Source organism: Methylobacter sp. S3L5C, assembly GCF_022788635.1.
Classification (GTDB): Bacteria; Pseudomonadota; Gammaproteobacteria; order Methylococcales; family Methylomonadaceae; genus Methylobacter_C.
Genome location: NZ_CP076024.1, coordinates 1,069,132 through 1,085,082 on the forward strand (window position 1 = coordinate 1,069,132; position 15,951 = coordinate 1,085,082).

Sequence of the window (15,951 nt, forward strand, 5' to 3'; positions counted from 1 at the left end):
TATTTTTTATTTTTTATAAAAGCTAATACTTTGACCGTTTCTCCAGCGTGAGAACGATGGCTGGTCGCGTTAGCGCAACCCGGACGCGCCACTACCCCTTAAGCATCATGTCCGCCTCTTCGTCGCTGAGCCGCTCCATTTCCTCCAACAGCGCAGACATATCCTCATCGGCCAATTGCCCGAGTTGCGCTTGCATAACCAAGCCAGCCAATTCCTTAATCGTGGTGTTCTGAAAAATATCCTCCATCGCCAGTTCAATGCCGAAATGCTCTTGAATGCGTGATACAACCTGGATCGCCAATAACGAATGACCGCCCAAATCAAAGAAATTCTGGTTTACACCGACAGCCATTATACCTAGCAGTTCCATCCAAATAGCCGCCAAAGCCTGTTCAATAGGATCGGCAGGTTTATCGACCGGGCGACCATCAATAGCCGCGACATAACTATCGGGCGGGAGTAGCGCTTTTCGGTTGACCTTGCCGTTGGCGGTCAAAGGAAATTCATCCAAAAACACATAAGCCGACGGCTGCATATAATCCGGCACGCTTTGCTTGATTGCATCACGCAAGACATCTTCCGTTAACGCCGCGTTATCTCGGGCAATGACATAAGCCACCAGTCGCTTGTTTCCAGGCTGGTCTTCCCGCGCCAATACGACAATCTCAGCCACGCTGGGATGGCCAATCAACTTGGCCTCGATTTCCCCCAACTCTATTCTGAATCCGCGAATCTTCACCTGCTGGTCGATACGACCTAAAAATTCGATATTGCCGTCCGGGCGGTAACGCGCCAAGTCTCCGGTCTTGTACAGTCTGCCGCCATTGGCTTGAAACGGATCCGGGATAAACTTTTCTGCCGTCAACGCGGGGCGTTGCCAATAACCCCGCGCCACACCTGCGCCGCCGATATAAAGTTCGCCCTGTACGCCGATCGGTGCCGGGTTGCCACTGCGATCCAGGATGTAGAGCAGGGCATTGGCAATAGGTCTGCCTATAGCTATCGGCCTGTCCGTATCGTCCGACCCCGTCTGGTACACGCTGCTCCATACCGACGCTTCAGTAGGGCCATATTCGTTGTATAACGGCACATTCGGCAAGGCCGCGTAGTGTTGTTTAACGACTTCGGCCGGACACGCTTCCCCGGCAACGATGGCGGTTTTCAGGGTTAGTAATTTGCTTGCCGGTTGCTTGAGAAGCGAGGCGTAAAAGGACGGCAAGGCTAGCAGATGCGACACCTGCTGGTTTGCAATGATGTCCGTCAAGACTGCCGGGTCTTTGGCGGCCTCATCCGACGGCAGGTACAGGCAACCACCCTGCCCCAATGTCCAAAACAGCCCGGCCACCGAACTGTCGAAAGCAAACGAAGACAGTAGCAAATAGGCCCTTACCGGTTCCCGGTAAGCTACAAAGCGCGCGATTGTCGAATGCACGGCGTTGCCGTGCGAGACAGTCACGCCTTTTGGCTGCCCAGTGGAGCCGGAGGTATAAATGATATAAGCCGGATCAAGCGGATGATTGCTTAAGACCGGATTATCCGCTGAATATTCGGCAACGTCCGCCCAATCGCTGTCCAGGCAAATCGTGTGCTTTGCGCTGTGCGGCAATGTTTCCGCCAACGTTTGTTGGGTAAGCAGCACGGTAATCCGCGCATCATCCAGCATATAGGCGATGCGCTGCTCGGGATAATTGGGGTCAATTGGCACATAAGCGCCGCCCGCCTTCATTATGCCCAAAATGCCGACCGTCATTTCCATCGAACGCCTGACGCAAAGGCCGACTAAAACCTCAGACCCTACGCCTTTACCGCGTAGGTAATGCGCCAATTGGTTGGCTTTGGCATTCAGTTCGCCATAGCTTAAGGACTGCCCTGCAAATGCCACTGCATCTGCATCCGGTGTTTTTTCTACCTGTACTTCGAACAGCGCATGCAAACTTTTTTCGACAGGGTAGTCAACGGCAGTGTCATTAAAATCGAACAGAACTTGCTTGCGCTCAATCTCGGACAGGATTCCGATCGAATCCACCGACTGCTGCGGCTTTTGCTCAAGCGCCGTTACCAAACCTTCGATGGCGGTACGCAAATATACGGCAATCCGCGTGGGATTAATCCCGCCGATGCTTTGTACGGTCAAGCCAAAGCCTTGCCCCAAATCATCGACTGACAGCGTCAGCGGATAATTGGTGCGTTCTTCGCTGCTTATCACGCGCATGCCCTCCCATTCGAGCAATGCGGATTGATCCGATGCGACAATCATGTTCGAGTGCCGGTAATTCAGTAGCGCGGTAAACAGGGGCACCGAAGCAGGCACTGCGCTGCAACGCTGGGCTAATGCCAGCGAGGCTTGCTCATGCATCAACAACTCGTTCAAGTTGAGATGAGTGATTCCGACCAATTCGCGCACCGTCCGGTTCAACGAAATCCGTATCGGCAAAGTATTAATGAACAGGCCCACCGCCTTATCCGCTCCGGCACCACCGCCTTGCAACCGGCCGGATAGCACGGTACCGAAAACAACATCAACACGGCCGCTGCATTGCCCCACTACCAAAGCCCAAGCCAGATGAAACAAGCTGGCCGGAGTCGCACTGTGTTGCCGCGCACTGTTACGTATGCGTTGCGCCAAATCAGACTCCAGCGACAAAACGGCTTCAAAAACCTGTCCGCCGCTACCTTGCACATTAAGCAGTCCGAATGGTGCAGTCGATTCATCAATGTCGCCGAGTTGCCGACGGAAATAACTCTCATGATCCGCCGGGGAATCCGCCCGCATTTGGGCGATGAAATTCCGGTACGGCTGTATCGGCGGCAATTGCTCGTCCAAGCCGCTAAGCAACAGCCGGATTTCCGACAAAATCAGCTGTAGCGTATAATTGTCGTCCACCATATGATGGTTGAGCATCGCAAACCAGCATTCATCCGATTGGCTATCCTGAACCGCATACCCAGCCAGCAACGGCGCGTACTGCAAATTCATCCTGAGCTGCCGTGGATCTGTGCGTTCCAGCAAACACTGTTGTATCAGGTCTTTCTCAACCGACGCCAGTTCCTCAACCGGCAGCAATGCATGACGATGCACTACCTGCACCGGCTGCGACAGCCCATCCCAACGCACCGAACTACGCAATATGTCGTGCCGGTTGATCACCGTCTGCAATGCGCCCAAGAAGGCGTCGAGACGCGTGCGATTATCGAATACGATGATGGAGCGGGTGATATACGGGTCACCGTGGGTTTCCAATAAATGATGGAATAATATGCCTTCCTGCAAAGGTGCCAATGGATAAATATCCTGAATACCGGCTGCGCCCTCCGCTACACTATCGACGATCAGATCGATTTCATCCTGGGTCAGACTGACCAGCGGCAGCATATCCGGGGTTATTTTCAGCAGTATCGCCGTATGCCCTTCCATAACCACGCCATTCCTGAGCGCGGCCAGCAAATCCTGTTTATGGACTTTCAGTCTAGCCATTAATGCCTGGTTCATAGCTCCTTGCGGTGCACGGATGACGAGCTCGCCGTCCAGCTCGCTGACGACAATATTTTTTTCCTGCATCGTTGCAAAAACTTCCTGCAAACTCATAAACGAAACTCCTCGAGAACGGGGTTACTTAACGAATACCCGAAATGCTCGGGTATCAAATTGGGCGGCATTTCAAAAGTTGGGCTATCGCTCTGGTTATCAGCTATCGCCGCCGCCAGCGCTGATAGTATCGGATTGGCAAATACGGCTCGAGGCTCCAATGCCCAGCCCTCCCTGCGCAGACGTTCGACCAACGTAAGCGCCATCAAAGAATGTCCGCCCAATTCGAAGAAATGATCGTTGCGGCCAACGCATTCCAGTTCCAACAGCTCCTGCCAGATGCAGGACAACGCGACTTCTATCGCTCCTTGCGGCGCTTCGTAACGATGACTAATCACCGAATCTGCGTCAGGCGCAGGCAACGCGCTACGATCCAGCTTGCCGTTGTCGGTCAGTGGCAACACAGGCAAAACAACAAAGGCGCTCGGCAACATGTAATCAGGTAAAGCCACAGCCAAATCGGCGCGAAGATCGGCAATCGACAGTTCGCTGCCACTGTCTTGAGTTAAATACGCTACCAGACGCTTATCGCCATGACCGTCTCCACGTGCGATAACAATCGCCTCCCGCACACCTATACAAGCACAAAGCCTGTTTTCAATCTCGCCCAATTCAATCCGAAAACCGCGAATTTTGATCTGGAAGTCGTTGCGACCCAAATAGTCGATAGTGCCATCCGGCCGGTAACGGGCCAAATCGCCGGTTTTGTAAAGTCGGCTACCAATCGAGCAGTAAGGATTGGGGATAAATTTCTCCGCCGTCAGTCCCGGATGGTTGAGGTAGCCTCGACCCAAACCGATGCCGCCAATATGCAGTTCGCCGGGCGTACCCGCTAATACCGGGTTAAGTTGCCGGTCAAGGATATAGAGAGCAATGTTGGCGATAGGCCAACCTATAGGAATCGCCGTTTCAGTGCTGCCCGGCAAACAGGGCCAGTAACTGACATCAACCGACGCTTCGGTAGGGCCGTAAAGGTTATGCAGTTCGGCAGGAAGTTTTTGCAAAAAGCGTTGAACCAAATCGGCCGGCAAGGCTTCACCGCTGCAAATAACGCGCTTTAACGACGTGCAATTTTCCACACCCGGCGTATCGATAAAAACTTGCAGCATCGACGGCACAAAATGAATTGTCGTGACTTGCCGGTGGTTGATGGTACTGATCAGCGCCAGACTATCCTTATGTTCCTCGGATCTGGCAATGATCAATTGTGCACCGGTCATCAACGGCCAGAAAAATTCCCAAACCGACACATCGAAACTGTACGGGGTCTTTTGCAATATCCTGTCGGTTTGATCCAATCCGTATTGCTGCTGCATCCATTGCAACCGGTTGAGAATGCCTTGATGCGGTACGCCCGTTCCTTTCGGTTGTCCGGTTGAGCCGGAGGTGTAAATGCAATAGGCCAGATTTTCTGGCCTCAATGGAATGTTGAGATTGGCGTCACCGGCACTTGCCACCTTATGCCATTCGCTATCCAGGCACAGAACAGTCACCGTGAAAGCCGCGATTTTTTCCCTGCATGTTTCTTGGCTAAGCACTATCGGCACATCGACATCGTGTAGTATGAAGTCCAACCGGTCTTGCGGATAACCGGGATCAAGTGGCACATATGCGCCTCCTGCCTTCATGATACCCAATAGACCGATCACCATCTCCAGCGACCTCTCAAGGAAAATACCGACCAACACATCTGGTCCGACTCCCTTAGAACTCAGGTAATGCGCCAGTTGATTGGCTTTGGCGTTCAATTCGGCATAGCTTAACCTTTGCTGTTCGAACATCACCACAACAGCGTCCGGCGTTTTTTCCACCTGCGCCTCGAACAATTGGTGGATGTATCGGTCTTTCGGATAGGCGGCTTCTGTCGCATTCCAGTCAATCAGAATCTGCTGTTTATCCGCCGCACTCAGCAGCGACAATTCGGACAACCGTGCTTGCGGTTGCAAGATAAACGCTGCAAGCAGGAATTGCAAATGCTCCAACATCCGCTTAACCGTTTTGACTTCGAACTCGTCTGTGGCGTAGGTGATTTCCAGATGCAGTTCGGTTCCGGGAAATGCGGAGATGGTTAACCGGTAATTGGTTTGATCGATCACGCTAATTTCGTCGACAGTCAAGCCATCGGCATGTTCGGCCAATGCCTGATTGATTGGATAGTTCTCGAAAACCAGTAAACTTTCAAACAAGGGCGTACCGCGTGGCACTTCAGACCAGCCCTGGACTTGCGTTAACGGCGTGTATTCGTAGCTGCGCATGTCCTGGTTTTGCGTAAACAGCGCTTGCAACCAACCCAGTACGATGCTGTCTGGCGTTATCTTGAGACGCAAAGGCAAACTATTAATAAATAAGCCGACCATGCTCTCGACGCCGATTAACTCGGCGGGACGTCCGGACACGGTAGTACCGAAGACAATGTCGGTCTCGCCGCTGTAACGGCTGAGTAATAAGCCCCAAGCACCTTGTACCAGCGTATTCAAGGTCAGGTGCTGCTGTTTTGCGAAAACCAGTAATGTATCTGTCTGTTCCGCCGATAAAGTCAAGCCGTGTTTGGCATAATCGCTTACTGGATGTTGCCCCGTGTTGTCCGCCGGGTTATCCGCAAGCAACGGCGTCGGTGCGGTAAAGCCGCTCAGCGCGGATCGCCAGTAAGCTTCGGCTGCGGCCATATCTTGATTTTGGAGCCAAGCGATATAGTCACGGTAAGGCCGAACAGTCGGTGACAATGTTGCATTCCCTCGCTGTATCGTCTCATAAGCGGAAAACAGCTCTTTTATCAGCAATGGGCCGCTCCAGCCGTCCAATAATATGTGGTGATAGCTCCATAGAAAGTAATACGTCTGATCCGAACATTGCACCAAGCTTAAACGCATCAATGGCGCACGGGTAAAATCGAATCCGTGCATTTGATCGTCGGCCTGTAGCTGTTGCCAGCGTTGTCCTTGCTCTTGTACCGGATAGGCACACCAATCGTATTCCGTGATCGGCAGTTGCACGTTTCTTTGTACAATTTGTAATGGCTGATCCTGATTCTCGAAATGAAAACGTGTGCGCAGAATCGGGTGGTACTCTACTAGCTGTTGCCAAACTTGTTTAAATGCCGGGACATTGAGTTCGCCCTGTAAGCGGCAACCGATTTGGATGCAGTAAACGCTTGATTCGGCAGCATATAGGCTATGAAACATCAGGCCGTATTGCAGCGGAGCTAACGGATAAACATCTTCAATCTGTCGAGGTTTCAAGGCCAAGGCATCCAGATCGAATTGTGCTAGGGCGATTAACGGAAAATCGACCGGGGTGTAGCTGCCAGAGTCAGGCAATAGGCAATGCGCTATCAGCGCTTTAAGATGCTGCATGTAATGCTCGGATAAAGTTGTAATAGTAACTTTACGGTAGCGTTCGCGGCTGTACCGCCAGCTTAACTGCATCCGTCCGTCGGCAATACTGCCGATAATGGCGAATTCATGAGCCCGGATGTCGGCCGGATCGCAGTTTGCACCGACCGCTTCACGGGTCAGTATGAACGGCGCATCGGCAGCCATGGCATTGTCGATTTGGCCGAGGTAGTTAAAGATGATTTGCGCTTTGGGCTGAGCGGACAGTTGCGCTTTGATCTCACTGTCTGGCGATAGATAGCGCAATAAGCCGTAGTTCAGCCCTTTCATCGGAACGGCCCGTAGTTGCTCTTTGACCGATTTCAACGCGTCGCCCAAGAACGAGTCGCTGGAAATGTTCAACAGCATGGGATAAACGCTGGTAAACCAGCCAACGGTGTGGGAAACATCCACGTCGCTGGCGATGTCCTCACGGCCATGGCCTTCCAAATCGATCAATACCGATTCACAGTGCATCCAGTCACGCAGTGTGAGCGTCAACGCGGTCAACAACAGTTCATCTATTGTTGTGCGATAAGCGGCTGGCGCATCTAGTAATAAGGCACGCGTTTCGACTTTACTCAAGATAACCGTGACCTCGTCTTCCGTTGCAAACTGGTTGCTGCCAGTCGGCTCATCTACCAGGAATACAGGCACTGTCTTACGACTCAGGCTCAGCCAGTAGGAAGTATCAAATGCCAAGTCGCTTGCGCCTGTTTGATTAACGAGTTGTTCCGACCAGTATTTGAATGAGCTGGTTTTTGCTGATAATGCCGGTGTCCGCCCGGACATCAATTGCCGACAAACGCTAGCCAAGTCTTCCAACAAAATCCGCCATGACACACCATCCACGATTAAATGATGGATCGCAATCAAGACACGATCACCCCGTCCTTCGCCTAAGTTAAACCAGACCACACGCATTAAAGGGCCTACGCTTAAATGCAGTAGCGCTTGCTGAACCGATGCCGCCGATTCAAGTATCTCTGATTGCCGTTCTAGTGCGACGTCGGATAAATCGATACGTGCGAAAACAGCTTGGGATTCGTCCTCGGACAGGTATTGTTGCCAGCCGCCACCTTGTTGACTAAACCGCATCCGCAACGCATCATGATGGTTCAGTAATTGTTTAAGGGCTGCCTCTACAATATTCGAAGTCAGACCGGGTTTGACTTCCAGTAATAATGACTGATTCCAGTGATGGGGGTTGCTCAAGTTTTGCTCAAAAAACCATTGTTGGATCGGCGTCAATATTACAATACCTGACACCAACCCTTGCTCGGCAGATAAATGCTGTATCTGTTCAGCGGCCACCGCCAAAGTACTTATCGTTTGATTCTGAAACAGCTGTTTCGGTGTGATCACGACACCGGCCTGTCTCGCCCGGCTGACGACCTGAATACTCAGTATCGAATCGCCGCCCAGTTCGAAAAAGTTATCCTGCCGCCCGACGCGCTTGACAGCCAGCAATTCGCGCCAAATATCGACCAATATCCTTTCAACTGGAGTTTGCGGTTCCTGATAGTGTTGCGCCGACATCCCACTCATATCCGGTTGCGGCAAACGCTTGCGATCCAGCTTACTGTTGGCGCTAAGCGGCATACTGTCCAGCATCACAAAAGCGGTGGGAATCATGTAATCCGGCAGCGCTTCCTTGAGCCTGGCTTTTAACTGATCAAGGTTGATGATTGATACTGTTGACTTAAGATTGCGCTCTCCTTCTCCCTCTGAAGAGGACTTTGTACTAATCAATTCAGCAGTATTGACAGCAGGCTCCGTAGCAGCCACCAGATAGGCCACCAACCGTTTGTCACCAGGCTGGTCTTCCCGTGCAATGACGACTGCCTCCTTGATACCTGATATTTCAAGCAGCCTGACCTCGATTTCGCCCAACTCAATTCTGAAACCGCGAACTTTCACCTGATGGTCGATACGACCTAAAAACTCGATAGCACCATCCGGGCGGTAACGTGCCAGATCTCCGGTTTTATAGAGCCTGCCTCCGTTTTGCTTAAACGGATCAGGGATGAAGTTTTCCGCAGTTAGTTCTGGGCGCTGCCAATAGCCTCGTGCCACACCCTCACCACCGATATGAAGTTCGCCCTGCACGCCGATCGGTACCAAATTTCCGGTGCTATCCAAGATATAAAGCCGGCAATTACTGATTGGACGACCTATGGCTAACGATCTATCCAGGTCGTCCTGAGTTGCCTGATAAACGCTGCTCCATACCGTGGCTTCGGTCGGGCCATATTCGTTGTACAACCGCACCTGCGGCAACATCGCACAGTGCTGCTTGACCAATTCGGTTGAGCACGTTTCTCCCGCAACAATGGCCACTTTCAGGGTTTGCAATTGGACTCCCGCTTGATTCAACAGCAAGCCATAAAAGGATGGCAGCGCTAGCAAATGCGTTACCTGATGCCTTGCAATTAAATCCGCCAATGCCGCTGGATCCTTAATCTGGTCGTCCTCCGGCAAGCACAGGCAGCCGCCCTGCTCCAGCGTCCAGAACAGCCCGGCCACCGAACTGTCGAACGCAAATGAAGACAGCAATAGATAACAGCTAACCGGCTCCTTATAATAGGTATCTCTGGCCCAAGTCGAATGCATCAGGTTGCCGTGACTGACCACTACGCCTTTGGGATTTCCGGTCGAACCTGAGGTGTAAATAACATAGGCCGCGTGGTTTTCATCCAACGGGATTTCCGGGTTATCGCTGCTATAATTGGCATAATCGTCAACACCATCCACACACATCGTCGCCATATCACCACAGTCTAGGCTAGGCAGCAGCGCAGTGCTGGTCAACAGCCATTCGCAACCGGCATCCTGTAGTAAATAAGTCTGGCGATCTTTTGGGTAAGCTGGGTCAATAGGTATATACACCGCACCGGCTTTAAGTATGGCCAATATCCCAATCACCATTTCCGGACAGCGCTGGATACAAAGAGCGACGCGCTTTTCCGGCCCAGCACCTTGCGCCAACAGACAATGAGCCAAACGGTTGGCCTGCGCATTGAGCTCGGCATAGCTAAGACGCCTTTGCTGATAAACCAACGCAATAGCTTGCGATTGTTGCCGAACAACATCCTCGAAAATACTGTGCAGGGTGCCGTGCGGATGATCGATACCGGTTGAATTCCATTCAGCCAACTGTTTATACTCGAACATACTCAGTAGTGGCAGTTCCGACAAGCGGCTATCGGGTTTAGAGAGTATGCCGTGCAGCAATTGCTGATAATGACCGATAAACTTTAAAACCATAGCATGAGACAACAGGTCGCTACGGTACTGGAACGAGGCAGCCAAGCCCTGCTTGGTCTCCGCCATCAGCAAGGTCATATCGAATTGTACCGCGACATCGTCTAGCTCATAACTTTCGGCAGACAGGCCAGCCCAATCCAGCGCGATACCCGGTATGCCCAAGGCCAATTCAGCAGCATCGTAGATAGTTCTGGCCCCGCTTTGCAGTCCAAACCAAACGCTGTAAAACGCCGACGCCCCATGTTCGCGCTCGGGTTGTAATTTCTCTACCAGTAGAGAAAACGGATAGTTTTGATGTGCCTGCGCATCCAGCACGATGGCATTGACCTCGGCCAGATAATCGCTAAAATACTGTTCTGCTACAGGGTGCGAGCGTAACGCCACCGGATTAACAAAATAACCGACGGTATCGGCAAATTCCCGTTTCGGCCTGCCCAAAGTCGGTGAACCAACGATGATATCCTGCTGGCCGCTGTAGCGATAAAGCAGGATTTTGAATACAGTCAGCAGCAGCGTATAGAGGGTCGTGTGTTGCTCGGCAGCTAATCGTTTAAGCTTTTGTAGAATATCCGGTGCTATATTAAGTGTTTCCGCACGGCCTCGGCATGATGGTGAAGCCAACGTTTCCCGCCCGGTAAGCAGAGCCAGTTTCGGCAGATCACCGGACAACTGATCGCGCCAATATTGCCAATCCTGCCCGGCTTGATCGCCCATCAAATAAGCCGATTGCCAAGCGACATAATCGCCATAATTTGCCACAACCTTTGGCAACTCAGGATCATGTCCGGCTACCAGTCCTTGGTAAAGTGCCTTAATTTCTTCCAACAGGATCAACAAAGAGCGAAAATCGACGACAATGTGATGTGCGCAAAATACCAATACATGATCATCATCGGCACAGCTGAACAAAGCGGCTTTCAGTAACGAGTCGTGTTCTAAATCGAACGGTTTACACACGAAAACGGTGATATTTTTACTTCGTTGCTCCTCGTCAAAGCAATTCACGCTAATCAACCGAGGTTTTGTCTTCACCATAGGAATACGCACCGGCCGCGTATGTTCGCTAAGCCGAAAGCCACTACGTAATTGCGCATGACGCTCGAACAGCGCCGCTAATACATCATGCAATACTATTTTATCGAGCTTGGCATGGATATGTATTGCAACCGGCATGTTATACAACGAACTGCCTGCTTCTATACAATTGACGGTCCACAGCGCCTGCTGCCCGAATGATAATGGCTGCTCGCCGTTGATCTCTTCGGCCGCCATCACAGGGATGATTTGCCCACCGCCAGATTTCGCCAACTTCAGCGCCTGTTCCGCGCAAGTCGCCAAAGAATGATTGCCTAGTAACTGAACAACAGGCAAATCGATAGCCAACAACTCATCGATAAAATATTTCAGCTCCACCGCTTTTAGCGAGTCCAGGCCCAGACTCGACAACGATTGCGAACTATCGATAGCTTCGATCGCCAAGCCGGACAAAGCAGCCGCTTTTCCAGCCAGAGCCTGCGCTAACAAACTAGAACCTTCGGCATCTGCAACCGACAATAAGGCTTGTCTCGCTTGTACTGGTTTCCGATCTCCAGATTCGGAACCTAGAACACGATTTTTGCCATTCAGTCCATCAACTGCAACAATCTTAAGCTGTTGTTGTTCGAAGGCTTGCCGACAAGCCGAGCGCCTTATTTTGCCGCTACTGGTTTTTAAAATAGAACCCGGTTTCAACAGCATGATGGTATCGGCCTGTATACCGCATTCCTCGACCAACCGAGTGCGCATCAAGGTAAACTCGGCCCGGTAATCAAGTTGCCTTAACCGGTTGCGTTTCAATTCGGCCAACACAACCAGTTTCTCTCCGTCACCTCCATTCACCGCAAAAGCAACTGCACAGCCTGGGTTTAACGCATCTGTCGCCTCTTCGATTGCGTATTCCAGATCGTGAGGATAATAATTGCGGCCTCGGATTATGATCATATCCTTCAGCCGTCCTGAAACGAACAATTCGCCGCGCTCAATAAAGCCTAAATCGCCGGTTCGCAGCCAACGGTTTTGACCGTCGGCATCACTGATAAACACCTGTTTGGTGGCCGCTGAATTTTGCCAATAGCCTATACTGATGCTAGGGCCGCCGAGTTGAATTTCGCCAATTTGATCATCCCCGCACAGTTTGTTTGTCTCTGGATCGACGATGCGGATCTGCTGTCCGAAATTAGCATCGATAGCCCCGCAACCAACCAAACTCCGACTCAACTTATCGCCATCAATGGCAGGACGCACACTGCCTTGCTCCAGACCGGCCTTATAAAATGCCGCCACGGTAGGTTCGATATTTTTGTCGCCGCCAGTAGCCAGCAAAGTTGCTTCCGCCAAACCATAACAGGGATAAAAAGCTTTACGACTGAATCCGCATTCTGCGAAAGCGGCGGCAAAGCGATCCAAGGTCTTGGAGTTAACCGGTTCTGCACCGTTGAAAGCCAAACGCCAATTGCTAAGATCCAGCCCCACTTTTTCTTCATTGGTGATTTTCGTTGTGCATAGCTCAAATGCAAAATTCGGACCACCACTAGTGTGGGCGCAATAATCACTGATCGCTTGCAGCCAGCGGAGCGGCTTTTCCAGAAACGCCATCGGCGACATTAAAACCGCGCTAGCTCCGCAATACAAAGGCTGCATGACATTACCGATCAAACCCATGTCATGATACAGTGGCAACCAGCCAACAACCGTCGACTGCTCATTGTGGCCGAAGCGCCGTTTAATCAATTGCTGATTAGCCATCAGATTGCCGTGACTTATTATCACGCCCTTGGCGTTACCGGTGGAACCTGAGGTATATTGCAAAAAAGCAGGATCATGTTTATGCAATGTCGGTAATCGCCAAGCACTTGAATCGACGGTGTCAAAATCATCAGTAATCAGCCAACGCCTATCTAACAACTCAGCACTGCCGCCTGCAAATTGGCGCACCGCATTGGCAACGCTTTGCGTGCTGAGTATCACAGCCGCCTGACTGTCATCAATTATCACTTGCAAGCGCGGCATGTGCCGACCATTGGTTGGCGGATACGCCGATACCGCTATCGTGCCGGCGTAAAGACAGGCGAAAAAAGCCACAATATAGTCTAATCCTGGAGGATAGAGTAAGATGGCGCGTTCGCCCGGCATACCCAAAGCCTGCAACTGGACGGCCAACTGTCTGGCCTGCAAATCAAGTTCGCCATAAGTTAACGATTTAGTGGGGTATTCGCCATGTCCCAGGAACGTGTAAGCCGTACATTGTGTTTGCCGTTCCGCACGCAGCCTCAATATATCAACCAAGGATGATGCACTACCTAGCAATGCATCATCATCGACGCCCTCAAAACTGTGTTGTTTGTTTAACATATATCGCCCTACTCTCGTTGAATGAGTCGTCTGTTGAATTCCAGTTTTGTACTGGCCGGAAAAGCTTCTGCTCGCTTACCGCCCTTCAACAAGCTCAGGACGGTCATGGATGGACTTATTCCTACATTGCTGATTCCCCGTACCACATCGACGTGGTGACGCTAAAATCCTGATGTAAATAGACCACGGCATCGTCCGACAATGCTTGCTGCACTTGCCATCCTGAAAATTGATCGAACGCTTTGGCAAGATAAGCCTTACAATACTGGCGGGCCGAGCTCTCTGATGCAATGCCGCTGTTTTGCTTCGTCTGCTGTAACAGAGTTGCGACTTCGACCTGCGCGAACTCCAGCGCGATTTGATAAGGTGTTCTGAGATCGCGACCACTATTGACTGCATTGACTCCGGCTTTTAGCAAAAGCCGGACAATGGCAGAGTCACCACTACCAGCGACCCAGTTCAATGCCGTCCAACCGTAATCGTACTTTTGTTCCAAATCCACGTCTTCTTCAATTAAGACTTGTACTCGATTAATATCACCTGCTTTCGCGGCCTTGATTAGTTGTAATCCATTCATAAACCTTTCCAAATATTAGGCGGGAAATTATGCTCATTCCGGAGCTAATTCACTCCAATACCTAGAGGACGATTGACCGTAATATTTTCCTCATAGTTGAGCTTTAACTATTCAATCTGCTGATCATAAATACCGCTTATACTTTTTTGCTGCTTTCATGACTAAAATTTTCAACGTTGATAATGCCGTACTGCATCATTTTACCGACAACTTGGTGCACACAGACATCCAACTCAGCTAGGCCGGTTTGCACGGTGAGCTCACAATTTTTAGGTACTTCGTAAGGAGAGGTGATGCCAGTGAATTCAGCCAACTGCCCAGCCCTGGCTTTTTTGTAAAGGCCTTTCACATCGCGCAACTCGCAAATCTCGATAGGTGTGTCGCAATAGATTTCGATGAAGTCTCCACACTCAACTATACTGCGTACGCGCTCACGGTCTGCACGATAAGGAGAGATAAAGGCGGTAAGTACAATGACGCCTGCCTCCATAAAAATCGTTGCCATTTCACCGATGCGGCGAATATTTTCCTGGCGGTCTTTCGCTGAAAAACCCAGATCGCCACACAAGCCATGGCGGACATTGTCGCCATCCAGCACAAAGGTACGACAACCCCGCTGATGTAACTCGTCTTCAACGGCATGAGCCAGCGTAGATTTTCCCGACCCGGATAATCCGGTGAACCATATAATCACGCCGCGATGACCATTTTGTGCTTCACGCCTAGCGCGAGTAACGGTAGCACGGTGCCAGACGACGTTGGTTGATACTGGTAGCTGTGTAGTCATCTCAGAAGACATCCGCAACCCCCTTTATGTTTTTTTGAGTTACTGCTGTCACCCACTTAACTACCCCGACAATTTGATAAGGCACCCTGAAACCACCGCCACTATTGACTGTATCAGCTCCTGATTCCAGAAAAATTCTGAAAATTTCCGCATCGCCATAAATGGATGTCCAGTTATATGCCGTCCAACCGTAATAGTCTTTTTGCTCTAAATTCCCTCCACATTCAATCAAGGCTTGTACCCAATTAACGCCACCTACTTTCGCGGCTTCGATCAGCTGTAGTTTATTCATAAACCGTCCAAATATATGTGGAAAATTTAATACTCTTCTGGAACTAAATAGCACCAATATTTAGTAGACGATTGATAGTAATCTTTTCCCCATAGCTGTTTTCGATACACTTGATCTAGCTGCGACAAGCAGACAACATAGGAAAGTTTTCACTAGTCACCCTTCAGTTGATTAATCTGATCACTCAGCTTCTGAGGGCTAATTTTCAGGCTGTCATTTTCTCGCGCTAACCGTTCAATGATAAACAGTAGTTTTTGACAATACTCTGCTCAACGCCACTTTCTAAGTAAACAGCTCGTTAATTGATTGAGCTTGTCACTAACGGCTATCTTATTGAAAATGAAATAGGAACAATTATTGATGGTATACATGGCAGAAAATTCTGGAACCTTAATTATGTGGATTGAACCCAGTCAATTCTCAAAAAAAAACTTGTCTCCCCTGCGATTTATAAGAGAAACAATCGCAAAATAGCAAAAATTGCAGCCCATTTTAATTCTGAAACCAGTATAGGTAAACTTGAGGATGCAAATCTTTCGTTAACACACCAACAAAAAATTTTGACTTGGTTTTCTCATATTGGCGAAAAAGATCAGCACCTGAATTCAGGAGCCATAAGTTCAGACAATTTCAGGATAAGTTCAGCCATTAAACTTTGCTACGGCGAGACTTTCAGTCGAC

General features: G+C 50.4%; 5 protein-coding genes. All 5 read right to left on the reverse strand.

The window, feature by feature from the left end; genetic code table 11:
- Window positions 1-91: 91 nt before the first annotated feature.
- Window positions 92-3,586, reverse strand: a complete 3,495-nt coding sequence (locus KKZ03_RS04990; protein WP_243220444.1) for an amino acid adenylation domain-containing protein — start codon at window positions 3,584-3,586, stop codon at window positions 92-94.
- The gene (locus tag KKZ03_RS04995) at window positions 3,583-13,614 is read right to left on the reverse strand and encodes a non-ribosomal peptide synthetase (protein WP_243220445.1); all 10,032 of its coding nucleotides are present in this window, start codon (window positions 13,612-13,614) and stop codon (window positions 3,583-3,585) included. The genes KKZ03_RS04990 and KKZ03_RS04995 overlap by 4 nt, the downstream gene beginning before the upstream one ends.
- 121 nt (window positions 13,615-13,735) lie before the next feature.
- Window positions 13,736-14,191 carry an ankyrin repeat domain-containing protein gene (locus KKZ03_RS05000; protein ID WP_243220446.1) on the reverse strand — a complete coding sequence of 152 codons (456 nt, stop codon included), beginning with the start codon at window positions 14,189-14,191 and terminating at the stop codon, window positions 13,736-13,738.
- A gap of 136 nt (window positions 14,192-14,327) precedes the next feature.
- Window positions 14,328-14,978 (reverse strand): adenylyl-sulfate kinase, encoded by a 651-nt coding sequence (gene cysC / locus KKZ03_RS05005; RefSeq protein ID WP_243220447.1) that lies wholly within the window; start codon window positions 14,976-14,978, stop codon window positions 14,328-14,330.
- Between the two features lies 1 nt (window position 14,979).
- Complete coding sequence (locus tag KKZ03_RS05010) at window positions 14,980-15,270, reverse strand: ankyrin repeat domain-containing protein (RefSeq protein ID WP_243220448.1); 291 nt, start codon at window positions 15,268-15,270, stop codon at window positions 14,980-14,982.
- Window positions 15,271-15,951: the final 681 nt, after the last annotated feature.